Origin of the sequence: Thalassospira sp. A3_1 (assembly GCF_017744215.1) — a bacterium.
GTDB lineage: Bacteria > Pseudomonadota > Alphaproteobacteria > Rhodospirillales > Thalassospiraceae > Thalassospira > Thalassospira lucentensis_A.
The window spans coordinates 1,515,418-1,538,624 of record NZ_JAGHQQ010000001.1; the positions used below are offsets into that span (position 1 = coordinate 1,515,418).

Below are 23,207 nucleotides of genomic sequence, written 5' to 3' on the forward strand. Positions count from 1 at the left end.
TGTGCGGCTTTGACTCCGTTCGCCCCGACACGTCTGCGATAACAGGATGCAATCGTTGTCAATTGGCTGTACAAGCGGATTTCCCGAGTTAGGCATGGACATCGTTCTTGTTTCGACTGCAGCCCATCTTTTTCGTCGTAGGCATAATGGTCATTATCATCGGTGTTTCGATGATGATTCCGGCTGCTGTCGACCTTTATTATGGTAATCCCGACTGGAAGATCTTCGCACAGGCATCAATGACCAGTATCGGTCTTGGGGGTATGGCCTGCCTTGCCTGCCGGTCGGAAATCGGTCCACGTGTTAATGCACGTCAGGGCTATGTTCTGACGGTGTTTTCCTGGGTTGCCGTCAGTCTTACCGGTGCCCTTCCTCTTTGGTTCTCGTCCCTTGATATCAGCTTTTGCGATGCGGTTTTTGAAACTGTTTCGGGGCTGACCACGACCGGCTCGACGGTTCTTTCGGGGCTTGATGACATGCCGCCGGGACTTCTGCTGTGGCGGTCTATCCTGCAGTGGCTGGGCGGGATCGGGATTATTGTGACAGCACTTGCGCTGTTGCCGATGATGAGGGTCGGCGGGATGCAGCTTTTCCAGATGGAAAGTTCAGACCGATCGGAAAAACTGAGCCCGCGCATTCGCGATATGTGCCTGCAGATCGTGGTGATTTATGTCGGTCTTAGCGTCATCTGCATGGTTCTGTACCGGATTTTCGGCATGACCTGGTTTGATGCGATAAATCATGGCATGTCGACCTTGGCGACTGGTGGATATTCAACGTCCGATCTGTCATTTGCCAAATTCGATTCCAGTCTGGCGCTGCACTGGGTTGGTATCATTTTCATGTTCGCAGGTGCTTTGCCGTTTACGGCTTATGCTGTGCTGGTTCGCAAACGCGATATTCGCGCGATAGCAAATAATCAGCAAATTCGGATTTTCCTGCTGATCATTGCGGTTTTTACCGGCCTTTTGACCCTGCGTCTGATGCATATTTCCGATGATGGGTTTTTCAGATCGCTGACCATGGCAGCGTTCAACCTTGTTTCGGTGATTACCACGACGGGTTACGCGTCGGGTGACTATCTGCAATGGGGCCCGGCCGCGATCATGCTGTTCTTCTTTGCGACCTTTATCGGCGGATGTTCCGGCTCGACCGCGGGCGGGTTCAAGATGTTCCGGCTTTATGTGGTGTTTACAGGGCTTAAAGCACATTTCATGCGGCTTCGTAGTCCGTCGGCGGTGATTGTAAGCCGGATCGACAAACATGAGATCACGTCTGATATCTATAACGCGGTAACGGTCTATGTCTTCCTGCTGACAATCAGCTATATCGCGATCAGTGTCGCACTGGCTTTGACCGGTCTTGATCTGGTGACGTCAATGAGTGCGGCGGCAACGGCACTTGCCAATGTGGGCCCGGGTCTTGGCCCGATTATTGGTCCTGCGGGGAATTTCCAGTCGCTGCCCGATGCCGCGAAATGGATTCTTGATGTTGCGATGGTGCTTGGTCGGCTGGAGTTTGAAACGCTTCTGGTGCTTCTGTTGCCAGCGTTCTGGCGCGATTGAGTGGCAAAGTAGAATGGCTGGGGTATGGCGGTTATCAGCGACAAGGCCCAGTTTCTAACTAAACTGGGCGGCGGCTTGCCGGAAACCTGCCAAAGGGCAAAAATTTGCGCAAAATCCCGAGAGAAATGCATGGAACAACTCGTTTCGGGGCGCGTTTGAGTTCCAAGATTGCCGTGCATGCGTGCGATGCAGCAAGCTACATTTGCCAACGCAAAAGAAATCCTTATAATGCGCGGCCCGCGAGCAATCGCGTAAGTCGAAAACGACAACAATTTTTATACGAGGTTAGACAATTATTATGAGTGCCGAAAATCTCCATGTCGGTGTGATCGGCGCAACCGGTGCGGTTGGCGTCGAGCTGATCAATGTTATGTTTGATCGCAACTTCCCTGTGGGTGAACTTACCCTGTTCGCGTCCGAGCGTTCGGCAGGCAAGACCGTGGAGACTAAGTACGGCACTAAGACCATCGCACTGTTTTCGGTTGAAGAAGCAAAACAGTGCGACATTGTCTTCCTTGCAGTTTCCGGTGATTTCGCCAAGGAATTTGCTCCGCAAATTGCCGAGGGCGCGCTGGTGATCGACAACTCTTCGGCATTCCGTCTGAATGACGATGTGCCGTTGATCGTGCCGGAAATCAATGGTGACCTTGCCAAGACCGCCAAGCTGATTGCCAACCCGAATTGCACCACTGCGATTGCAGCTGTGGCGCTGTGGCCGTTGCATAAGGCATTCGGCCTGAAAAAGGTCATCGTTTCGACCTATCAGGCAGCATCGGGTGCCGGTCAGCCGGGTATGAACGAGCTGCGCGAAGGCTTGGCGGCGGGTCTTGAAGGCAAACCTGTTCCGGCCGAGGTTTTTGCTCATCCGCTGGCGTTCAACGTCATCCCGCATATCGATAGCTTCCAAGAGAACGGTTACACCCGCGAGGAGATGAAAGTCACCTGGGAAACTCGCAAGATATTTGGCGAACCGAACCTGCCAGTATCCTGCACGGCCGTGCGTATCCCGACTGAGCGGACCCATTCCGAAGCGATTGTCGTGGAGACCGAAAAGGTTGTTACCCCGGCGGCTGCACGTGAAGCGCTGGCCAATGCCAAGGGTGTGAAGCTGGTAGATGATCCGGCGAACAATGTTTATCCGATGCCGATCAATGCGACGAAACAGTATGACGTCGAAGTCGGCCGTATCCGTTCCAACCTGATTTTTGGTGATCATGGTCTGGAACTGTTTGTTGCCGGTGACCAGTTGCTTAAAGGTGCGGCGTTGAACGCGGTCCAGATCGCAGAAGCCTATATCGCGGATTAAACGATATAACGGATTTAAATGAAAACGGCCCCGATTTCGGGGCCGTTTTCGTTTGTGTGACGAGGCCAGTCATGCGACTGAAATATGGTCGCGGCCGGCATTTTTGGCAGTATAAAGTGCGTTATCAACACGAGTTATAAGTGTTTCAAACTCTTCACCGTCTCGATATTCGGTGATACCTGCACTAACCGTGACCAGAATGTTATCCCGCCCGAAGCGTACCGGATGTTCGCGGATCGCGTCGGAAATTTCCCGTGCTTTCGTCATTGCTTCCTGGCGACTAAGGCCGGGCAGAAGCAGGATGAATTCGTCACCCCCCCAGCGGCACAAAGTATCGGATTCACGTGAATGACGGCGAATGGTGGTGGCAACTTCCTTAAGCGTTGCGTCGCCGCCAGGATGGCCAAAGGTGTCATTAACTTCCTTGAACTCGTCAAGATCGATACAGACAACGCCTAAAGGTTCCGCACGCCGTTTGCAGGATTTGGCCACACCTTCAAACACAAGATCAAAGACCTGCCGGTTGCATGCGCCGGTCAGCTTGTCACGTGATGCCAGTTCTTCCAGGCGGTTTTGATAGTTCCGGATCGTCAGATAAGCCGCAATACCGACAATCGCGGTAATCAGAAGCGAGACAGCGATATTGATCAGGAAGGTGGTTTCGATCTTCTGGTCACCGATATGTTCTTTCTGTTCCACCAGCAGCAACCAGCCGAATTCCGGAACAAGGCGACTGTTTACGAAATAGGTTTCACCATGGTCTTCGTAAGTAATGGAGTATCCCGGAGAAGTCAGAATCTGGGTAGCATGGGCGCGAATTCCGTCCCGGTCGTGCAGTGTTTCAGATGTTCCGAAGCCGCTGCCGTGCAGGGTGATCTGCCCTTCCAGATCAACGAAGTAAATCGTTCGGCCATAACGTTTCTGATAGGTCTCGATCAGGCGGGTAACGGAGTTCACGGATAAGCCAACACCGGTGATGCCGATGACATTGCCGTCATAGTCGCGGACCTGATAATTCACGAAAACCGCCAGACGTGATCGATCCGCGGTGTCATGATCGACATTGATTTCATAGGGCTTTTGATCGTCGCGTGCCTGAAAATACCAGAAATCGGCTGGATCATCTTCGGATACCTGCTTGATCACACCGGTCGGGTGATAATAGTTCCGGGTCTTGTCCGAGATGAAATAGGACGTGACAGTATCATATCGCATCTGGATTTCACCGAGATAGCGGATGATTTGTTCCGGATCATTTTCCCCGGCGAGCGTCCAGTCCCGGACAAAAGTATCCTGTGCCATCAATGATGAAATAAAGATCGGTTGCAGCAGATCACGCTGGATCTCGGAATAGATATTGTCGCTTGTCAGCGGTAGTGTGCTCTCAGCAATTTGCTGTTCCAGTGATTGCCGGGCGACGTAAAAACTTACGAAACTCGTGGTCAGAAAGCCGACAACCAGCAAAATGCACAAAACGATAGCGAAATAGATTTTCTTTCCAGGCACGGAAAGCCCCCAAGGTAGCTCTAGGGCAACGTCATTCGTTGCAAGTTATTGTTATTCAGAGAATTTTACTGTCCCTGAGTATAACTTATTCGAAAATTCGCATGTTTTCTATCGGCTATTTTGTCGATTGCGTTCATTACTTTCTTAGGCGGTAATGCATATCAAAAAATAAACCACCAGTCATTACGACGGGTGGTTTGTTGGTGTCAGATATTTTTTGCCAGCCTCTTATCGGCGGAAGACAACCGTTTTATTCCCGTTACGGAAAACGCGATGTTCGCAATGCATCTGGATCGCGCGCGAGAAAACGACAGATTCGATATCTCGCCCGATTTCAACCATATCCTCGGCCGTCATCGTGTGATCGACATGTTCGATGGCTTGATGAATGATCGGACCCTCATCCAGGTCTGCGGTGACATAATGGGCAGTTGCCCCGATCAGTTTCACGCCGCGTGAATGTGCCTGATGATAGGGTTTTGCACCCTTGAAGCTGGGCAGGAACGAATGGTGTATATTGATGCAGCGTCCTTCGAGCGAACGGCACAGATCCGTTGACAGAACCTGCATATAGCGCGCCAGACCGACCAGATCGGCGTCGTGCTCGTCAATGATGTCCAGAAGTTTTGCCTCCTGACTTGCCTTGGTTTCCTTGTTTACCGGCAGATGGTAATACGGAATACCGTACCATTCGACGATGCCGCGCATGTCTTCGTGGTTGGAAACAATAGCCGGGATTTCGATATGCACATTGTTCGAAGCAACCCGGTGCAGCAGATCGTTCAGGCAGTGGCCAAACTTTGACACCATCAGCAACACTTTTGGCTTCCGATGGAAATCATGAAGTTCCCATTGCATTGTGAATTTATCGGCAATGCTGGCGAATTTATCAGCAAACTCGACCTTCGTGCGCAAGGCGCGGCCCGCATCGAATTTCACGCGCATGAAAAAGCGGTTGCTTTGCGGATCGCCGAACTGCTCCAGCTTGTTGACGAACGCGCCTTCCTCGGCAAGGAAGCTGGTGACACTGGCGACGATCCCGAATGTATCCGGGCAGGTAATCGTCAGAATAAAGGTTTTGGCGAGTTCGGACATTTCCGCTGAATCTTTCGGTTTTGAATTTTGTTCTGCAAGCGATATAGCGGCCTTGGCATGTCATGCCAACCCGGAATTGGCAGCAAACAAGCTATGCCAAGGCTGATAGACGCAATTCGCATAGCTGCATGATTGCGGGCATGAAATCATAATCGGCGCAGGAACCATATGTTTAAAAGCTGGACATTGGCGGGGCATGTGCCAAGAATTCCGCTTCGTTTGACGGAAGAAGATGTAACGCGGCCGGTTTTTCGGTTATGCAAGGCAGAATGTCAGAGATAATTGCGAACACATGTGATGCCCGGTTCACAAAGACCGGGGGTAAAACATGGTGCGGGGCTGTTCATTGATCGATTTTCGTCCAATCCTTTTTATTATCGGCATTCTGCTATGCACCCTGTCGGTCGGGATGTTTATCCCGGCTCTTGTGGATCTTTATTACGGGCAGCGGGATTGGCTGGTATTTTCGGCGGCATCGGCTGTATCGCTTTTCATTGGCGGTGCATTGGTGATGATGAACCGGACCGACAATCTTAAAATCACATCGCGTCAGGCTTTTATTCTGACAACCGCAAGCTGGCTTGTTCTGACCGCAGTTTCGGCACTGCCATTTGCGTTTTCCGACCTCGATATGAGCTATACCGACGCTTTTTTTGAAGCCATGTCGGGGATTTCGACCACGGGCTCAACCGTGATTGTCGGGCTTGATACGGCCCCGCCCGGGATTTTGTTGTGGCGGGCACTTTTGCAGTGGCTTGGCGGGATCGGGATTATTGTTATGGCGATTGCGGTCATGCCGATGCTGCGTGTCGGTGGGATGCAGCTTTTCCGTATGGAAAACTCCGATAAGTCGGATAAGGCATTTCCGCGTGCCACCCAGATCGCTGTGGGGATCGCAAGCCTTTATCTGGGTTTCACCGTCATTTGGGCCATTTTGTTGTGGTGGGCGGGTATGCCGGGATTTGATGCAATTGCACACGCAATGACGACAATTGCCACAGGCGGCTTTTCTACCAAGGATGCGTCGGTCGGGCACTTTGATAACCCCGCTATCGATGTAATTATCACGCTGGGTATGGCTGCTGGTGCGTTGCCCTTCATTCTTTATCTGCAAACCTTGCGGGGGAAGGCGTCTGCGTTGTTTGTGGATGGGCAGGTCCGCTGGTTCGTGGTAATTGCCGGCTCCATCATTCTGGGGCTTAGCATCTGGCATTCGGAAACAAATAATGTCGCGTTTCTGGATGCGCTTCGATACACGTCCTTTAACATTGTATCGGTAATGACCGGCACCGGTTACGCCACCACGGATTACGGGCTTTGGGGACCGTTTGCTGTGACAGTGTTTTTCTTTGTGATGTTCGTGGGAGGCTGTGCCGGATCGACGACCTGCGGGGTTAAAATCTTCCGTCTTCAGGTTCTTTATGAAATCGCCAAAATCCAGCTCTCACACATGCTCCGCCCGCATGGTGTTTTCATTGCCTACTATAACCGCAAACCGCTTTCCGAAGACGTTACGGAATCGGTGCTGAGCTTCTTTTTCCTGTTCGTGTTCTGCTTTGTGGTTCTGGCTGCTGCCCTTGGTGCAATGGGGCTTGATTTCATCACGGCAGTCTCAAGTGCCGGCACGGCTATCGCGAATGTCGGCCCCGGACTTGGTCCGATTGTGGGGCCGTCGGGGAATTTCGCGACGTTGCCGGACGGGGCGAAGTGGCTGATGTCGATCGGCATGCTGATCGGACGTCTGGAAGTTTTCACCGTTCTGGTGCTGCTTTTCCCGGCCTTCTGGCGCGACTGAGTTTTCCATTTTCCAGTCTCTAATGATGCCCCGCTTTGATGCGGGGTTTTCTTTTTGTTTTCCTCTGTCGGCGGACTGTCAAATAAGCAGTGGTTTGTCTCATTGACAATTTAGGACAATTGACCTAATAAAATAGGTCAATTGTCCTAATCGGGTTTTAGGTACTCACAATAGGGACGAACAGGAATGGCTGTGGAACAAGGTACACGGGACCGGATTGTCGAGGCTGCCGATCAGCTGTTTTATCAACAGGGATTCGAGCCGACCTCCTTCGCCGATATCGCGGGGAAGGTCGGCATATCGCGCGGTAATTTCTATTATCACTTCAAAACCAAGGACGAGATCCTTGATGCCGTGATCAATCGGCGTCTGAGAAATACCGAACAGATGCTCGATCATTGGGAGGCAGAAGGAGAAGACCCGGCCGCCCGTATCCGAAGCTTCATCCATATTCTGATCGTCAACGGGGAAAAAATCCGGCGTTACGGTTGCCCGGTCGGCACACTTTCTGCCGAACTGGCAAAACTTGGCCATGCTGCACAAAGCGATGCTGCGGGACTTTTCACCCTTTTCCGCATCTGGTTGTGTCGCCAGTTCGAGCGACTTGGCTGTGCGGAGAGATCTGATGATCTGGCGATGCATTTGCTCGCCCGAAGCCAGGGTGTTGCGGCTCTTGCCAATGCGTTTGGGGATGAGAAATTCGTGCGGCAGGAAGTCAATCAAATGTGCGATTGGCTGGATGCCCAGATTGGTTCGAACCGCACCTGAAACGGGCAAATATTACGCAAGCCATTCGGAGAATCTCAATGTTCACTATTTTACTGACGTTTTCGGACAACCGGGCAAAGGCACCGCAATTCATGGAGGACCATAAACAATGGATCAGCCAGGGATTTGACGATGGTGTGTTTCTGGTTGTCGGAAGCCTTCAACCAAATCTCGGTGGTGGAATTCTTGCCCATAACACAACGTTTGAGGAACTGACGGCGCGTGTAAACGCAGACCCGTTTGTTGCGGAAAAGGTTGTTAAGGCCGAAATCATTGAAATCACTCCTGCCAGAACGGATGCGCGCTTGGAATTCCTGATGGCGTGACATTTTCACGAATGACTAAAGGGGGCGAAGATGGGGACCACAACGATCAGCGCAGACGGTAAAACACGTTGCAAATGGTGTGATGCAGCACCGGAATTTGATGCTTACCACGATAGGGAATGGGGCTTTCCGGTTGGTGATGATCGACGGTTGTTTGAAAAAATCTGTCTGGAAGGCTTTCAGTCAGGGCTCAGCTGGCGCACCACTCTGGCCAAGCGGGAAAATTTCCGGGCGGCATTTTATGATTTCGATTTTAATCGCGTCGCGAAATTCACAACATCTGATGTTGAACGGTTATTGCAGGATAGCGGTATCATTCGCCATCGCGGCAAAATCGAAGCTGTCATCAATAACGCCAACCGTGCCTGCGAAATGGTGGTAGCAGAAGGATCGCTTGCGGCCTATTTCTGGCGGTTCGAGCCACAGGGACAGCCTGTTGAACGACCACAAACGGCATCTATGTCCGATACGTCGGTGGCGATTTCCAAAGATTTGAAAAAGCGCGGTTGGAAATTTGTCGGTCCAACCACCGTTTATGCCTTCATGCAGGCGATGGGATTGATCAACGATCACGCAGAAGGGTGCTTTATGCGACCGGTAATCGATGCGGCGCGCCGGGAATTTGAAAGACCATGATTCTGGGGGAGGTGGCGATGCCAGACCTTGGGTCAGGAGCGGATCGGGGATCGGGATATCGGTCCAGCATCGCCTTAAGCCAAGAATGCCAAATCACGGTCATCCGGTAAAATCGAATGTTAATTTAAATTCGATAGATAAAATCTATTTATTCCGCATTTGCCTTCAGGCCATGACCGGCAAGGTCACGCAAAATATCGCACCGTCCGGTCCGGTTGAGCTAAGGCGAAGGTCCCCCTTGTGGGCAAGGATAAGTTCGCGCGCAATGGCCAGACCAAGACCGGTGCCGCCTTTTCTGCCAGTGGCGGCGAAGGGAACAAACAGATTTTTGATCGCCTTTTCAGGCAGACCGGGGCCGTTATCAATGATCTGGATTTCTACGAATGCGTCCGTATTATCTGCAGCTGCGATTGATGCCTGTTTGATAGTAACTTTGGTTGCACCGGCATCCAGCGGGTTGCGGATAAGGTTGCTGAAAGCGCGGAAAAGCTGATCGTAATCGGCTTCAATCATCAATTCGGCCGGCAGGTCAATCTGGATTTTGGCTTTGCACGGTTCCTTGATCGCATCAGGGTTTTCTGGCGTCAGAAGATTTTCACCGCCATTTTGCAGCAATATCTGGTCGCGAATTTCCTCGATCAATTCGATCAGGGTAAAGCGGGCGATATCAAGTGTTGGCGGGGCCTCGCGGGCAAAGGACAGGGTTTGTTCGCTGATATAAACCGCACGCTCCATCGACGATAATAGGCGCGGAACAACAGCGCGGACTTCCTGATCCTCGCTTTGGGCCAGTTTTTCGGTCATCAGCATCGATGTTGCCAGTGCATTTCGAAGATCATGACTGATCTTTGTTGCCGCAGTTCCAAGGGCTGCGAGACGGCGGCGCTGATTTAACATCGCCTGCAGATCATGTTGCATGTTGGCAAGTTCGTGTCTTGCAATGCCAATTTCATCGTCGCGGTCATCCGGCACGATGACCGATCCCTGATCTTGCGGATTTTCGCGAAAACGGATCATGTCACTGGTCAATGTCCGCATTGGCCGGACCAGAAGCCGGTTCAGTGCAAAGTAAACCAGACCGGCGGTGAAGAACGAAATCACGAGTGACAATCCCATCACCCGCCAGCCGAAATTGCGCATGTCATGGGCCAGTCCCCCTTCATGCACCAGTATTTCTATTTCGAAGTCCGGCGCCATGGAGGGCATGCCGACGACGCGTAACATCCGGTCATGTGGTTGAGTCAGGGTTGAAAGACCATCGTACAAAGCCATCGGGATGGAAAAGGTCGTCAAATCGACGTCGTAATCCACTTTGGCGGGCATATCGTCGCGTTGAAGCAACAGCTTGCGATCATCACGGCGTAAAATAACCGCCTCGATCCCCGCATTGGAAAGCAATTCCTTCTCCAGATCGTCAGGGATCATCTGATCGGGAGTCGCTTCCAGCGCCAGGGCGGCAAGATAGCCGGAATCAAGATGGGCCTTGAGCCAGTCAACCCGATAGCGCGCGACCGACGGTGCAAAGACGAAAATCTCTGCCAGCATAACAAAGCCGACAGTCAGCACCAGCAAACGTGCCGACAGCGATTTGGCCCATGGGGGCAGTTTGAGATGCGGGCGTTCCATAACGAATGTTAGCCAGAGACCGGGAAAAATGTATAGCGTTTCAGAAGCTTGCTCGGGTGCCGCTGCCTTAGCCAAGCTTCAGAAGGAAACGGACAATCTTTCGGGTTCTGTCGTTAAACAGGCTGGGCGTATACCATGCCCCGGCAGCGCGTTTGGATAGTTCGCCAAGTGTTGGATAGGGGGCAATCATCCCGGCGATGGCACCGATCTTTAATTTCTTTGATATCGCCAGTGACCACAGTCCGACCAGTTCCCCGGCCTGATGGCCGACAATGCCCGCGCCAAGGATTTTTCCCTTTGGGGTCGTGACGATCTTGATAAAGCCCTTGGTTCGGGCTTCGGCCCTCGCGCGGTCATTTTCGGCATAGTCCCAGGTCACGACCCGGATTGCATCGCCGAACTTTTCGCGCGCAGCCGTTTCGTTCAGGCCGACTTGTGCCAGTTCCGGGCTGGTATATGTCACCCAGGGAACCGCGCTGTGATCAATTTTGGCAGGCAACCGGAACAATGCATTGCGGATAACAATACCGGCATCATAACCGGCCATATGGGTAAATTGCAGGCCGCCGGTAACATCGCCAATGGCAAATATCTTCCGGTTGCTTGTGCGCAGGCGATTATCGACATCAATCCCGCGCAGGCTGTATTTGACACCTGCTTCATCAAGACCAAGATTGTCGACCGTTGGCTTGCGTCCGGTAGCAATCAGAAGGTGACTGCCTTCAATCGTGATTTCTGTGCCATCGCGTTCGATCATGACGCGGATCTGGTCTTCATGGGTTTCGATCCGCTTGGTTTTGACTTTTTCATAAAGGCTTATGCCCGCAGTCTCGATATTGTCCCGGATCACGGCAACCAGATCGGGATCGTCTTTCGGAAGGATCGTGAACATTTCGATCACGGTAACCTTTGCACCAAGTTCGCGATGTGCCTGTGCCATTTCAAGGCCGATCGGGCCGCCGCCGATGATGATCAGGTGATCCGGGCAGGTACGGTTTTCAAAGATGGTTTCGTTGGTAAAGAACGGAACATCGGCAATGCCGTCAATCGGTGGTACCGAAGCACGCGAACCGGTGGCAATGACAAACCGTTTTGCCTGCACGCGTTTGCCATCGGCGATCACTTCCCCGGGGCCGGTGAACCGGGCTTCTGCCTGAATGACAGTACAGCCAAGCTTTTCAAACCGTTCAACCGAATCATGGGGGGCTATATCGACGATGACCGAATGCACATGATCCATGACATGCGCAAAGTTGGCCAAAACCGGACCAGTAGTGATGCCAAACTGCGATGCCGCCCGTGCGCTACTTGCGGCATGGCTTGCCGCCAGCAGGGCCTTTGACGGGATACAACCGGTATTCAGGCAGTCACCACCCATTTTGCCCTTTTCAATCAGGACAACTCTTGCACCCATTTGCACTGCCCCTGCGGCAACGGAAAGCCCGCCGGAACCGGCGCCGATCACACAGATGTCGGTTTTGATCACTTCATTCATCAGGTGTTGGTCCCGCCATTGCGGTTACGGAATTTCTTATAGATCACCGGAACAAGTGCCAGAATGGCAAGGCCGATGATCGGGGTCAAAATCCTGGGTTCAAAGATAACACCAAGATCGGGTGTCTTTCCCTGATCAAACAGGGCCCCAAGGCCATCCCCGATGGAAACATAAACGAATGTCCCCGGAATAATGCCAATCGCAGTTCCCATAACAAAGGAACGAAACTTCACGCCTAGCAAAGCCGGAACGAGATTGACCAGCCAGAAGGGAAACAGAGGCACAAGACGCAGAACCATCAGGTAGCTGAAGGCGTTCTCGGCAAAACCGGCTTCCATTTTGCGGATGGCGTTGCCCGCCTTCGCATGCATCAAATCATAAAATGCGTAACGTGCCGCTAGGTAAACCACCGTTGCGCCAATGGTGGCGGCGATGACGACATAGGTCGTCCCGAACCACGCGCCAAAAAGGAAACCGCCAACAATGGTGAACAACGACCCGACCGGAAGCGACAGGGCGACGGCAATGGCATAGGTCGCCATAAAGGCGACAACACTCAAAACAGGATTCTCAGCGACGAAAGCCTGAAGGGTTTCGCGATTTTCGCGCAGGGTTTCAAACGATAGATAATCGACAACACCACTTGCCCACGCCAGTACCAGCCCGGCAATCAGGATCAAAACCGGCAACAGTTTACGCCACGACGAAGTTCGGGCCGTTTTTGCCTGACTTTTATCGGCGGTATCGTGGGAATGCTGGTCTGCCGTCATTGTTTGTGTCTTGGCCATTGATTCTATTGTCTTTACGGCATTCGCATCAGAAGCCGTCTCCAAAGGATTACATGTCTTGGTCGAACATTAGAGGGAAAAAACGCGGAGGGCTCATGAACTGCTTTCAACATTGCGTGAAGGTCCAGAGAGCATATGCACGGAGGAGCCAAAGGGTATCTGGTCAAAGCAGGCGAAAGCGCGGTGCTTGACGCCGGGTAAAGCAGATCGTATCGTCACGTCCATCGTGGGATTTGTCGACCGGCTTGCGGCCACGTAAAAAATCGCTAAAGAGGGTAACCGTGGCTTCGGCCCTGACCCATCGTGCCGGTCAGGGTTTTTTTGTGTCCGGCGAATGCCAATATGACCGGGCATATAGGAGCGATACGATGACGACCGATAAAAAGGCTGCCGACAAATGGCGTGCCGCCACCCGTTCTGTTCGAGGCGGTACGGCGCGCAGCGGTTTTAATGAAACCTCCGAAGCCATCTTTATGAATTCCGGCTATGTCTACGATACAGCCGCCGAGGCCGAAGCATCCTTTGATGGCACCGGCCCGGAACGTTTTGTTTATTCCCGCTTTGCCAACCCCACCGTGGCGATGTTCGAAGAACGTCTGGCACTGCTTGAAGGCGCGTCTAATTGCCGTGGGACGGCATCGGGCATGTCGGCCGTCTGGAATGCGCTTATTGCCTGTACCAAGGCCGGTGGTCGTGTCGTCGGATCACGCGCACTTTTCGGATCCTGCGAATTTATCCTGACAACCCTATTGCCGCGTTTTGGTGTTGAAACCGAATTGGTTGACGGTACCGATCATGCTGCATGGGAAAAGGCACTGTCCAAACCGGCTGATGCGGTCTTTATCGAAACCCCGTCGAACCCGACCCTTGAAGTTATCGATATCGCCTTTGTCGCTGATCTGGCGCATAAGGCCGGGGCGAAGGTGGTTGTCGACAACGTATTTGCGACGCCGATCCTGCAAAAGCCGATGGAACTGGGCGCGGACATTGTTGTCTATTCCGCGACCAAGCATATCGATGGTCAGGGGCGCTGTCTGGGTGGTGCGATCCTGTTTAATGACAAGGAATGGCACGATAATCACCTGACGACTTTCCTGCGTCACACTGGCCCCAGCATGAGCCCGTTCAACGCATGGGTTCTCCTGAAAGGGCTCGAGACACTTGGTCTGCGTGTCGATCAGCATATCCGCAACGCAACAGCTCTTGCCGGGTTCCTTTCGGAACAGCCGCAGGTATCGCGCGTTATCTATCCGGGGCTCGAAAGCCATCCGCAGCACGAGTTGGCCATGAAACAGATGTCCGGACGTGGCGGTGGATTGATCGCGATTGAGCTCGCTGGCGGCAAATCGGCTGCTTTTTCGTTGCTTGATAACCTGCAGCTTATTGATATTTCGAACAATCTTGGTGATGCCAAAAGTCTTGCAACCCACCCGTGGACCACGACTCATCAGCGTGTTCCGGCTGAAGACAAGATCACGATGGGGATCACCGAGGGCATGCTGCGTCTTTCGGTCGGGCTTGAGGACATCGACGATCTCAAGGAAGATCTGACTGCGGCATTGCGCGTATAAGACACAGCAGACTCGGCAGAATGCCCAAATCAGGCGGTCCGTACTCTGCGCGGGTCGCCTTTTCTTTTGCGGATCGAATGTGATGGGGATTTTAATTTGATGACAGACATCTGGCACTTGGAACCCGGACTGTCTAAATAAAAGCTGAGCAACGCCGTAACAGCGCAACGCCCTTGGCAGAAGGACCGCATAAAGATTGGCCTGGAGTTTTGCATGTATTCATCCGTGACCCGCGACATTAAAGTATCCGTGCAACCGGTGTTCCTTGACGAACAATCGGACCCGGACAGTCATCGCTATGTCTGGGCCTATAGGGTTGTCATCGAAAATCAGGGCCCGAAAACCGTACAGCTTTTAAACCGTTACTGGCGCATTACCGATTCCCGTGGTTCGACACAGGAAGTACGTGGATCGGGGGTGGTCGGCGAACAGCCGGTTCTGGCCAGTGGCGAAAGTTTCAATTACACAAGCGGCGCGCCACTGGCGACGCCAAGCGGTTTTATGGTTGGTACCTATGAAATGACTGATATGGATGGAAACCGGTTTGATATTGAAATTCCGGCATTTTCGCTCGACAGTCCGCATAGCCAACGCACCGTTAATTAAATGAACTGACAGAATTCGGGGTCGGGAGCACATGACCCACAGGACAGAGTTATAAAGAGGAAACCATATGTGCAGCGAAACCAGCGTCGCTAAACGTCCGTCGCGTGAAGAAGCAGAAGAAGCCGTTCGTACCCTGCTTCGTTGGGCAGGCGACGATCCCGACCGCGAAGGTTTGCGCGGAACACCAGACCGTGTCGTGCGATCCTACGGCGAGTTCTTCGCAGGCTATCAACAGGACCCGGCGGACATTCTGCGCCGCACTTTCGAGGAAACCGACGGTTACGACGAAATGGTCGTGTTGCGCGATATACGGGTCGAGTCCTATTGTGAACATCACATGGTGCCAATTATCGGCGTGGCCCATGTTGCGTACCTGCCGCGCCGCCGTGTTGTCGGTATTTCCAAGCTTGCCCGCGTGGTCGAGGTTTATGCCAAGCGTTTGCAAATTCAGGAAAAAATGACGGCGCAGGTCGCCAACACCATTCAGGAAGAACTTGATCCGCTTGGTGTTGCGGTTGTGATTGATGCGAACCATCAATGCATGAGCACACGCGGCATTCACAAGACCGGTGTGTCGATGGTGACCAGCCGCATGCTTGGTGCATTTCGCGATGATCCGATCACACGGCGCGAGTTTTTTGCGATGATTGGTCGCTAGGTTTTTTCGATTTTAGTGAATAAAGGCCGCCTTCCGGGGCGGCCTTTGTCATATTCACGCTTCCCATCTGCCTAGTCGGCACGGAACTGCTGATGGCAGGATTTGCAAGTTTGCAGCACGTTACGGAATGCATCGTCAAACTGGCCACTGTCGTTACTGCCCGATGCGACATCTTTGGCGGCAATCGTTTTCAGCATGTCGGCATTTATGGCAAGCTCATCTGACAGTCGGGAAAACGCGTCCCATTTCTCCCAGATTTCAGGCGACGCCTTGGATGGCGCGGTGGTGCTACCGGTCGGGAACAGTTCGGTAAAGGCCGACCCTGCGTGGCTGCTGATTTTCATGGCAGCCAGTTCGACTTTCGCCGGGTCATAGGGGACTTCCCCGTTTAACATAGGCACCATCATCTTGACCTGCTTGCCGATGACTTCCATGCCATCCATCCGTTCCTTTACGACACCTTTTGCACCTTCATGTGCAACAGCAGCAATGCTGATCGCGGTGGCAAAAACTGTTGCGACAACTAGTATTCCGGTTCTCATAAGCTTCGTTTCTTTTTGTGTTTGAATACGGGTTTGAGGCCTCATATCCCAAAACGTGTCAAAATGCGATCCACAGACCCGACATAGGATCCACCAAAAAGACGAACATGCACCAAAAGTGGATAAAGATTGTAAAGATCGCGGCGTTCTTCAAAGAATCCCGGCTGGATCGGGAAAATTTCCCCATACCGGTCAAAGAATGCAGGTGTCAGATCACCAAACAATGTACCGAAGGCAAGTTCAATCTCACGGTCTCCATAATAAATAGCCGGATCAACAAGTCCTGCAATTTTGCCTTTGTGACACAGAATATTCCCGCCCCATAAATCGCCATGCAACAAGGACGGGGCATCACCTGACGGCAGAAGATCACCAAGTTTTGCCGCAAGCGTTTCGATCCGGGAAAAAAGAGGGGTGGGTAACCTCCCGTACCTGGTCGCCAGATCTGCCATATAAAGCAGTCGGTGATCGCGAAAAAACTCGACCCAGTTATTTCTCGGATGATTGGGCTGATCAAGGCCGCCAATCAGGGTGTTGAACGACAACCCGAACTGTTTTTGTGTAACCTGATGCTGTTCAGCCAGCAGATTAGCCAGATCACGCTGGACCTGGCCGTTCACGTGGCCATCATTTTCGATGAAATCCATGATCAGCAACGTGGGATCGGCATGTAAAACTGCGGGGCAGGGGATGGGGGAATGCGAACCGAAATTGGCCAGCATGGCCCCTTCAATCGCAAGGTTGGCCTCGCCCCCCTGCTTGACCACCACCTTGCGGCCGTCTTGCAGTTCCATCTGACTGACATCGGCGACACAACCCCCATGAAGCGGGCGGGATGCGACAACCTCACTACCGGTAAGTTCGGCAATCTTCTGCGTTACCGGATGTAATGCCATCAATCAGATTCCGTGCTTTTCCCGAATATGGGCCAAAAGGGCTTTTGATGTTTCCTCGATCATATCAAAAACCGAAACAAAGCCGTTTGTTCCGCCATAGTAGGGATCGGGAACGCTTTGGCCTTTGCAATCCGGATGATGATCAAGAAACAGTGAAAGTTTCTGGTGATGCTGGACTGGTGATTGCCGTTGCATATCGGCCAGATGCCCGTCATCCATCGCCAGAATATAGTCAAAATCGCTGTAATCAGCCGGACTGATTTTGCGGGATCTTATTGGGGATAAATCATATCCACGGCTTGCGGCCATCTCCCGTGATCTTGAATCCGCCTGTTCGCCAACATGATATCCCGACAGGCCACAGCTATCGACTTCGATATGTGAACCAAGCCCCGCCTTGCTGACCATGGTCCTAAAAACGCCGTCGGCGGTGGGTGAACGACAGATATTTCCGGTACAGACAAACAGAACCTTGATCACGATATGGCTTTCAGTTGCAAAGAGAATACCAACAGACTGGCACACTCATCCCGATCTGTGCAACGGAATGCGATGGAACCATTCGAAATCATTATGTCAGAGCGCAAAAGTGATCAATGTAACAGCTTCGTGACATTTTCAGCGGTAAGCTGACAGCCAAGTCATATGTTTGTATGATCGCGCCAAATAGTAATTTCCAAATGTGACGGGTAATGCAGGAATTCGTATCGTTCGGTTTGCATGTTGCGCTAATCCGGCAACTGGCCTGGTTGCCGAAGGGCTATGATCTGGTATCCGATGGCACCGTCATCACCAGTTCGCGCCTGCGCAGCATCCTGCTTTCGCTCGAAGAAACCAACGGTCCTGCCGTGCTGGTTCGTCTCGGGCGTCATCTTGCCCTTAAAGAACAGCAGCCGGTTCTGACCATGCTGCGTCAGGGGGCGACACCCGAACTGATCGCCGATCGCTGGCATCGTCTTGAAGGGTATTCCCACGCCCGTAGCCGGACAGATTATCAAGCGACCGGCAAATCATTGACATTGCATCGCGGCGCTGTGCGCGGGCAGCCCCCGGCACGGGTTGAAAACCTTCTGCTGCACGGGTTCATGGTTGGTTTGCTCGAAGCGGTTGGTGTGGAAAATGTCAGTAGTGCGATCCTGCCAAGCCACGGCCCAGCCATTCCGGTGATCCGGAACGGAAAGCTGGTCAAGAAACTCGATTTTGCCGGACGCGCTTTACGTTTTCGCATCAGTTGGCAAAGCTATGTTGCCATCTCATCAGGCTATCCGTTCATGGCCAATATGCCCGGAACGGCCCCAACTGTCGGGAACAGTCGACCTGTCGTGCAAAAGCTGTGCGCGGTGCTGGAACATGATATCGGGCGCAGTTGGACGATTGATGATGTCGCCACTGCGCTGGATACATCAGGCCGGACCTTGCAACGTCGATTGCAACAGGCCAACAGCCGGTTTTCCGATCTGCTTCGTCTCGTCCGGGTCCGGGAGGCTTGCCGACTGCTGAATGGTACAAGCCTGACCGTGGGCGAGATCGGCTTTTGGTGCGGCTTCACCGACAATGCCCATTTCAGTCGTGATTTCCGTCGTTTGGTGGGAATGCCGCCTTCTGTTTATCGCGAAGCAAGTCTTGGTCATGCGGGCCTGACGCGGGCCTGATGGGCGTGATTGAAAAGCCGTGCCAATTGACCGGTCGCAATTCGTTGGGTATCAGCACGGGCATATATACCCTGATGAAAATGCGGTGATGCCAGGCACGCCGTGACACTGCGAGGCGATCCATGACCGATACATCCGCAAACGATCAGTATGCAGGCTTCCTGCCGCCATTCTTCCGGGATCGCCCGGATGCGGAAGACGTGATGATCCGGACCTGGCAGGTTGGTGACCCGCGTGGCAATCACGATGTGCCCGAAATACCGGCATCGCTTTCCCTGTTCTTTGATCTGATTGTGCCTGCGGCTGAGCGGGGTGGTTCAAACGGGTTCGCCCATTTATGGCTTGATCGTCATCCGCATGAACGGCCCGGCTGGCGGCTATCTATTGCCCATGTCGGTTCTGTGGATGAACTTGATGGTGCCATTGCAAAACCTCTTGCCCGGCTGGCTGCTTCGGTGACGATGTCCCTGATCGAAACCGAAAGCTGGCACATGACCCGCCCGCTCTGGCGCAAGCGTGCCGAACCGGTTCGGCTGACTTTCTGGGGGGCATTTGGTAGGCATGCGCGTAGCCTGATCGGTCATCGGGATGCATCAGGTTTTTATCAGCCGGTGGGCGCAGGACTTCGTTCCGATCATGTGCTTGCTGCCTTACCCTTGCTTGAAGATATGCTGGGTGATCCATTTCTGCGTGGCGGGATGGGCTTTGAAGACGCGCTTCGTATTGGCATATCGCTTGGACGGGCTCATTTGCTCGAAAGCTGGATCGAAGCCGGTGGATCGGAAAAGGAACCCTATTTCAGACCGATGCAAATCTGGCATCAGGCTTGGCTTGCCAATGCGCTGATCGATCCGGCGGTGGCCACTCTTGCAATGCCTGGTCTGCCGCCGATGCCGGCCCTTGATTTTGATCGCAAGGCAACTCCGGACACGCGGCGCGCTGCGCTTGATGATCTTTCTGGTTGGCTGACGGCGGTTTTTTTCAATGATGCCAATCCGGCTCTTCGCAATGCGTTCATTGCCGGGGTGCAAAATGCGGTCTGGCTTGATCCCGATTTGCAGCAATATGTTCAGCCGCAGCAACGTGATGAAATCCTGCAAGGCTTGATGCCCTATTGCCGCTGGTTCCTTGCGATGGCGCTTTATAACCATCTCGGCAATCTTGCGGCGGGAACCGCGCGCGAGGATCAGATCGCATTTTACGCAACCCTTGTCGAAGCCCTGCCGGAACTCTCGCCCTTGGGCTATCTTGCGACCCAGCGCGATATCGAACAGCATATCATCCGTATCGACGCAGCACGCGCGGCTTCCGCACTCGATACACTTGTCCTGCCATTTTGCGATCTGCTGATGCCGCAGCTTAAACTCGATGCCGTGCGTTCGTAGCGCTGTATTCATCCAGAAGACCAAAACAGAAGGTCCGCCGGATAACCGCGCGGACCTTTTGTTTTGGTAATGATGTGCCTGTTTATTGCTGATAGGCCCGTATCGGACGGCCCGATACAATCGCAAACCGGATCGCAAGGCCGCTAACCGCGACAAGACTTGCAATCACAATGCCCCAGAACAACCCGGCAACGCCAAGTCCGGCAACAAAGGTCAGATAATAACCAGCCGGGATCATCACACATATATATGACACCAGATGCAGGATCGTCGGGACCCATTTATCCCCGGCGCCACGCAGGGCGCTGATGGCGGCATTCTGCCCGCCATCGGTCGGGAAAATGATCGGCATCAGGATCAGAACACCCGCAGTCGTGGCAATAACAGTGGCATCCTGACTGAACAGATGTGCCACCAGCCCCGGAAAGAAGTATAGCGGCGTGCTCAGAAGCAGCATCACGGTCATGGTCGTCAAAAGTCCGATCCATCCGGCCAATGCCATATCGGGTCGGTCACGTCTGCCATAGGCAATGCCGACACGAACCGAAGTTGCTGATGCCAGGCCAAGGGCCACCATGAACATCAAAGCCAGCATCGTCATCGTGATGCCGTAACTTGCCGCAGCAACAACGCCGAGCCGACCGGCAAAAAGCTGCATGGCAGCAAAGGCGCTGGTTTCCATGCCCTGGCTCGCTCCGGCGGCATATCCCATATGACGGGCATCGCGTGAATGACGCCACCAGTCCGAAAAACCATCGCGGATGCCATAGTCGGAATGGCTGCGCATCAAAAGGATATATCCCAGCAGGCTGATTGCCATGATCCAGCGGATGACGGTCGATGTCCACGCCGCACCCTCGGCCCCCATTTCGGGAAGGCCGAACGCGCCATAAACCAGCCCGTAATCAAGCACCAGATTGACGACATTGGCACCAATCATCATGATCATGCCCGGCAATGGCCGTTGCAATCCTTCAAGGAAAAAGCTGCAAGTAATGTAGATCAACGCACCGGGCATCCCGATAGACAGGATCATTGCCAGCGTACTGGCATGCTCGGTGATCTCGTCTGGTTGGCCGGTGGCCATAAACAACCAGTCGGATTTCCAGGTAAGGATCATGAAAGCAATGCCGATCAGAACGGCATAGGGCATGCAAGCCCGCCATATCTGCCCGGCCTCGCGCAGATTGTTCCGCCCGACCGAATGCGATGTCAGGATCATTACCCCGGTCAGAAGTCCGATGCCGGTAACCATCAAGGATGTAAAGGGTGCGTGGGCAATGTTCAGATAGGCCAGACTGGCACTGTCGTAATTGCCAACAATGATCGTATCGACAACCGACATGATCAGCATGCCAAGCCGCGCAATCACAACCGGTAGCGCCAACCGGAACAGTTCGCTTAGATGACGCCGAACACGATTATGCGGGTACAGGGGAACCGGCGGAACATTTGGCGGCAACCCTTCCGGATGATTGGGGGGCATACCCGGTGGGGCGCCGGGTGGTGTGATCGTCATTGTTTTTGTTTCCTCGTTATCATTTATGCGCGGCAGTCATTGCGGTGGCAATGCAATGGCGGGTGGCGCACGCCGCGTGATTATTATCGTGCCTGCCGGCTTATTTGTTCCGGCCCTGCGGGTTGGGATGACGCGGGATTGCGGCAATCATCTTTGCGGGATCATCGGTGATGACCGATGTCACACCCCAGCCAAACAGCTCTTTGGCACGGGCCGGATCATTGACGGTATAGCAGACCAGCGGAACATTGGCCGCAACGATTTCTGCGGCCTTTTCCGGATCAAGTGCCTTGTGATCGATATGAAGCGCACTCGCACCAAGCCGGGTATATCCGCCATGCCAATTGTCGGGCAGTGTTTCCAGAAGCCAGCCGCACGGCATATCGGGCAGAAGGCGCCTGATTTCGGCAACGGCAATGTCGTCAAAACTTGAAAGCAGGATCGGAAGCTTCTTTGCCCGGCCGAGTTCCTTGGCAACTTCCTGACACAGCCGCACGGGATCACAGCCCGATGGCTTGATTTCCAGATTGGCCCCCATATCCATAAAGAACAGGGTTTCAAGCGTATCGCTCAGTGTCGGGATGCGCTCGCCTTTATATATGTCTGAAAACCATGAACCGGCATCAAGGTCCCGCAGCACGCTTAACGGCTGCATGTGGATCGGGCCTGTGCCGTTGGTCGTACGTTCAAGCGTGTCGTCATGAATAAGTACGCACTGGTTATCGGCACTCAGCGTCACGTCGCATTCAATCCACTTGGCCTTGCGTGCGCCAGCCACCCGAAAGGCGGCAATGGTGTTTTCAGGGGCCTCGATGGATGCGCCGCGATGGGCGACAATATGGGGAATCTCGATCACGGTTCGGACCTTTATATATCGGGTGGCAAATGCGCATGGGACCCGGAAGTTCGTGTTTCACGCGAAACCGTTCTGCCCGGGCCGACGCATCAAATCGGCGTTGCGATTCTCATACGCCTGATGCTTTCTGTAAAAAAGCGAAAATCTTGTGTCGATTTGAACGCAACTCTTTTCATATTCGCACCGAAGTCATTGGACTCCATATCGGATTCCCGCAGCGATCCGATTGTTTTCATCGGTTTTCCGATGTTTCACAACCGTTTCACAGGGGGGGTGTGATGTTCTTCGATTAAGGCATATCAATGCAAAACCCCGGAAAGACCAGTGTTTGTGCGGACCGTTTCGGGGGTGAAAAAAACAATCTGCAAAAATCTCCGAAAAACTTCAAAAAAGGTGTTTACAGGTCCGGCGAGGGGCCCTATAACCCGCCTCCACCGACGGGGTGCGGCGCTGGTTAGACGGCGACGCGGACCAGGAGGTAGAGGGCTACGGCTCTAGAGTTCTTTGACATTGTTGATCAGTAGGAAGGGATGCGCGGGCAGCGTTATGGCGCAAAAGTCTGTGCATCCTGGAGACGACGGACCGGTTTGGTTTAGGCCAGATTGGTTTGTGGTAA

At 53.2% G+C, this 23,207-nt stretch carries 21 protein-coding genes and 1 riboswitch; of the genes, 11 read left to right on the forward strand and 10 right to left on the reverse strand.

The window, feature by feature from the left end:
- Positions 1-146 precede the first annotated feature (146 nt).
- Positions 147-1,565 carry a TrkH family potassium uptake protein gene (locus J7395_RS06875; protein WP_062952217.1) on the forward strand — a complete coding sequence of 473 codons (1,419 nt, stop codon included), beginning with the start codon at positions 147-149 and terminating at the stop codon, positions 1,563-1,565.
- Between the two features lie 298 nt (positions 1,566-1,863).
- The gene (locus J7395_RS06880) at positions 1,864-2,871 is read left to right on the forward strand and encodes an aspartate-semialdehyde dehydrogenase (RefSeq protein ID WP_062960140.1); all 1,008 of its coding nucleotides are present in this window, start codon (positions 1,864-1,866) and stop codon (positions 2,869-2,871) included.
- 69 nt (positions 2,872-2,940) lie between these two features.
- Here the strand turns inward: J7395_RS06880 and J7395_RS06885 are convergent, their stop codons facing one another.
- Together J7395_RS06885 and purU are read right to left on the reverse strand one after the other, a co-directional pair.
- Entirely contained in the window at positions 2,941-4,377 is a 1,437-nt protein-coding gene (locus tag J7395_RS06885) for a sensor domain-containing diguanylate cyclase (RefSeq protein ID WP_209220971.1), read from the reverse strand.
- Positions 4,378-4,605: 228 nt separating this feature from the next.
- Positions 4,606-5,472 (reverse strand): formyltetrahydrofolate deformylase, encoded by an 867-nt coding sequence (gene purU, locus J7395_RS06890; protein WP_209220972.1) that lies wholly within the window; start codon positions 5,470-5,472, stop codon positions 4,606-4,608.
- Positions 5,473-5,818: 346 nt separating this feature from the next.
- On the opposite strand from purU, the gene J7395_RS06895 reads away from it, so the two are divergent.
- The 4 genes from J7395_RS06895 to J7395_RS06910 all read left to right on the forward strand — a co-directional run bounded on the left by J7395_RS06895 (position 5,819) and on the right by J7395_RS06910 (position 8,997).
- Positions 5,819-7,267: a TrkH family potassium uptake protein gene (locus tag J7395_RS06895; RefSeq protein WP_082832781.1), complete on the forward strand. Its 1,449-nt coding sequence runs from the start codon at positions 5,819-5,821 to the stop codon at positions 7,265-7,267.
- Positions 7,268-7,453: 186 nt separating this feature from the next.
- The gene (locus J7395_RS06900; protein ID WP_062952213.1) at positions 7,454-8,035 is read left to right on the forward strand and encodes a TetR/AcrR family transcriptional regulator; all 582 of its coding nucleotides are present in this window, start codon (positions 7,454-7,456) and stop codon (positions 8,033-8,035) included.
- A gap of 38 nt (positions 8,036-8,073) precedes the next feature.
- On the forward strand, positions 8,074-8,361 hold the full coding sequence (locus J7395_RS06905) for a hypothetical protein (RefSeq protein ID WP_097053221.1): 288 nt from the start codon (positions 8,074-8,076) through the stop codon (positions 8,359-8,361).
- A 30-nt stretch (positions 8,362-8,391) separates the two neighbouring features.
- Positions 8,392-8,997, forward strand: a complete 606-nt coding sequence (locus tag J7395_RS06910) for a DNA-3-methyladenine glycosylase I (RefSeq protein WP_209220973.1) — start codon at positions 8,392-8,394, stop codon at positions 8,995-8,997.
- A gap of 165 nt (positions 8,998-9,162) precedes the next feature.
- On the opposite strand, the gene J7395_RS06915 is transcribed toward J7395_RS06910, so the two are convergent.
- From J7395_RS06915 to J7395_RS06925, 3 genes are all read right to left on the reverse strand, one after another.
- Entirely contained in the window at positions 9,163-10,623 is a 1,461-nt protein-coding gene (locus J7395_RS06915; RefSeq protein ID WP_209220974.1) for a HAMP domain-containing sensor histidine kinase, read from the reverse strand.
- A gap of 67 nt (positions 10,624-10,690) precedes the next feature.
- On the reverse strand, positions 10,691-12,118 hold the full coding sequence (locus J7395_RS06920) for an FAD-dependent oxidoreductase (protein ID WP_209220975.1): 1,428 nt from the start codon (positions 12,116-12,118) through the stop codon (positions 10,691-10,693).
- On the reverse strand, positions 12,118-12,906 hold the full coding sequence (locus J7395_RS06925) for a TVP38/TMEM64 family protein (RefSeq protein ID WP_209220976.1): 789 nt from the start codon (positions 12,904-12,906) through the stop codon (positions 12,118-12,120). Before J7395_RS06925 ends, J7395_RS06920 begins: the two co-directional genes overlap by 1 nt.
- Before the next feature lie 216 nt (positions 12,907-13,122).
- A riboswitch (SAM riboswitch) is annotated at positions 13,123-13,197 on the forward strand.
- Positions 13,198-13,274: 77 nt separating this feature from the next.
- Between J7395_RS06925 and metZ the strand changes: the two genes are divergently transcribed.
- The 3 genes from metZ to folE all read left to right on the forward strand — a co-directional run bounded on the left by metZ (position 13,275) and on the right by folE (position 15,741).
- Positions 13,275-14,477, forward strand: coding sequence for an O-succinylhomoserine sulfhydrylase (metZ, locus tag J7395_RS06930; RefSeq protein WP_209220977.1), 1,203 nt, complete (start codon positions 13,275-13,277; stop codon positions 14,475-14,477).
- Positions 14,478-14,690: 213 nt separating this feature from the next.
- Positions 14,691-15,083 carry a Co2+/Mg2+ efflux protein ApaG gene (gene apaG, locus J7395_RS06935; RefSeq protein ID WP_062952207.1) on the forward strand — a complete coding sequence of 131 codons (393 nt, stop codon included), beginning with the start codon at positions 14,691-14,693 and terminating at the stop codon, positions 15,081-15,083.
- A gap of 67 nt (positions 15,084-15,150) precedes the next feature.
- The gene (folE, locus tag J7395_RS06940; RefSeq protein ID WP_062952206.1) at positions 15,151-15,741 is read left to right on the forward strand and encodes a GTP cyclohydrolase I FolE; all 591 of its coding nucleotides are present in this window, start codon (positions 15,151-15,153) and stop codon (positions 15,739-15,741) included.
- Positions 15,742-15,812: 71 nt separating this feature from the next.
- Here the strand turns inward: folE and J7395_RS06945 are convergent, their stop codons facing one another.
- The 3 genes from J7395_RS06945 to J7395_RS06955 are packed head-to-tail and all read right to left on the reverse strand — an operon-like array spanning position 15,813 to position 17,704.
- On the reverse strand, positions 15,813-16,283 hold the full coding sequence (locus J7395_RS06945) for a cytochrome c (RefSeq protein WP_209220978.1): 471 nt from the start codon (positions 16,281-16,283) through the stop codon (positions 15,813-15,815).
- 41 nt (positions 16,284-16,324) lie between these two features.
- Positions 16,325-17,179 carry a fructosamine kinase family protein gene (locus J7395_RS06950; RefSeq protein WP_209220979.1) on the reverse strand — a complete coding sequence of 285 codons (855 nt, stop codon included), beginning with the start codon at positions 17,177-17,179 and terminating at the stop codon, positions 16,325-16,327.
- 3 nt (positions 17,180-17,182) lie between these two features.
- The gene (locus J7395_RS06955) at positions 17,183-17,704 is read right to left on the reverse strand and encodes a low molecular weight protein-tyrosine-phosphatase (protein ID WP_348541210.1); all 522 of its coding nucleotides are present in this window, start codon (positions 17,702-17,704) and stop codon (positions 17,183-17,185) included.
- 167 nt (positions 17,705-17,871) lie between these two features.
- On the opposite strand from J7395_RS06955, the gene J7395_RS06960 reads away from it, so the two are divergent.
- Both J7395_RS06960 and J7395_RS06965 read left to right on the forward strand, forming a co-directional pair.
- The gene (locus tag J7395_RS06960; RefSeq protein ID WP_114109080.1) at positions 17,872-18,831 is read left to right on the forward strand and encodes an AraC family transcriptional regulator; all 960 of its coding nucleotides are present in this window, start codon (positions 17,872-17,874) and stop codon (positions 18,829-18,831) included.
- 122 nt (positions 18,832-18,953) lie between these two features.
- On the forward strand, positions 18,954-20,216 hold the full coding sequence (locus J7395_RS06965; RefSeq protein WP_209220980.1) for a hypothetical protein: 1,263 nt from the start codon (positions 18,954-18,956) through the stop codon (positions 20,214-20,216).
- A gap of 82 nt (positions 20,217-20,298) precedes the next feature.
- On the opposite strand, the gene J7395_RS06970 is transcribed toward J7395_RS06965, so the two are convergent.
- Together J7395_RS06970 and J7395_RS06975 are read right to left on the reverse strand one after the other, a co-directional pair.
- Positions 20,299-21,735, reverse strand: coding sequence for an MATE family efflux transporter (locus J7395_RS06970; protein WP_209220981.1), 1,437 nt, complete (start codon positions 21,733-21,735; stop codon positions 20,299-20,301).
- 100 nt (positions 21,736-21,835) lie between these two features.
- Positions 21,836-22,591, reverse strand: coding sequence for a glycerophosphodiester phosphodiesterase family protein (locus tag J7395_RS06975; protein ID WP_209220982.1), 756 nt, complete (start codon positions 22,589-22,591; stop codon positions 21,836-21,838).
- Positions 22,592-23,207 lie beyond the last annotated feature (616 nt).

Bases quoted from the DNA above. Each gene is read 5' to 3' on its own strand.
- J7395_RS06915 (WP_209220974.1), bottom strand. From the start codon at position 10,623: ATGGAACGCCCGCATCTCAAACTGCCCCCATGGGCCAAATCGCTGTCG.
- J7395_RS06945 (WP_209220978.1), bottom strand. From the start codon at position 16,283: ATGAGAACCGGAATACTAGTTGTCGCAACAGTTTTTGCCACCGCGATC.
- apaG (WP_062952207.1), top strand. From the start codon at position 14,691: ATGTATTCATCCGTGACCCGCGACATTAAAGTATCCGTGCAACCGGTG.
- J7395_RS06875 (WP_062952217.1), top strand. From the start codon at position 147: ATGGTCATTATCATCGGTGTTTCGATGATGATTCCGGCTGCTGTCGAC.
- J7395_RS06920 (WP_209220975.1), bottom strand. From the start codon at position 12,118: ATGAATGAAGTGATCAAAACCGACATCTGTGTGATCGGCGCCGGTTCC.
- metZ (WP_209220977.1), top strand. From the start codon at position 13,275: ATGACGACCGATAAAAAGGCTGCCGACAAATGGCGTGCCGCCACCCGT.
- J7395_RS06950 (WP_209220979.1), bottom strand. From the start codon at position 17,179: ATGGCATTACATCCGGTAACGCAGAAGATTGCCGAACTTACCGGTAGT.
- purU (WP_209220972.1), bottom strand. From the start codon at position 5,472: ATGTCCGAACTCGCCAAAACCTTTATTCTGACGATTACCTGCCCGGAT.
- J7395_RS06880 (WP_062960140.1), top strand. From the start codon at position 1,864: ATGAGTGCCGAAAATCTCCATGTCGGTGTGATCGGCGCAACCGGTGCG.
- J7395_RS06905 (WP_097053221.1), top strand. From the start codon at position 8,074: ATGTTCACTATTTTACTGACGTTTTCGGACAACCGGGCAAAGGCACCG.
- folE (WP_062952206.1), top strand. From the start codon at position 15,151: ATGTGCAGCGAAACCAGCGTCGCTAAACGTCCGTCGCGTGAAGAAGCA.
- J7395_RS06910 (WP_209220973.1), top strand. From the start codon at position 8,392: ATGGGGACCACAACGATCAGCGCAGACGGTAAAACACGTTGCAAATGG.
- J7395_RS06900 (WP_062952213.1), top strand. From the start codon at position 7,454: ATGGCTGTGGAACAAGGTACACGGGACCGGATTGTCGAGGCTGCCGAT.
- J7395_RS06965 (WP_209220980.1), top strand. From the start codon at position 18,954: ATGACCGATACATCCGCAAACGATCAGTATGCAGGCTTCCTGCCGCCA.
- J7395_RS06925 (WP_209220976.1), bottom strand. From the start codon at position 12,906: ATGGCCAAGACACAAACAATGACGGCAGACCAGCATTCCCACGATACC.
- J7395_RS06970 (WP_209220981.1), bottom strand. From the start codon at position 21,735: ATGACGATCACACCACCCGGCGCCCCACCGGGTATGCCCCCCAATCAT.
- J7395_RS06960 (WP_114109080.1), top strand. From the start codon at position 17,872: ATGCAGGAATTCGTATCGTTCGGTTTGCATGTTGCGCTAATCCGGCAA.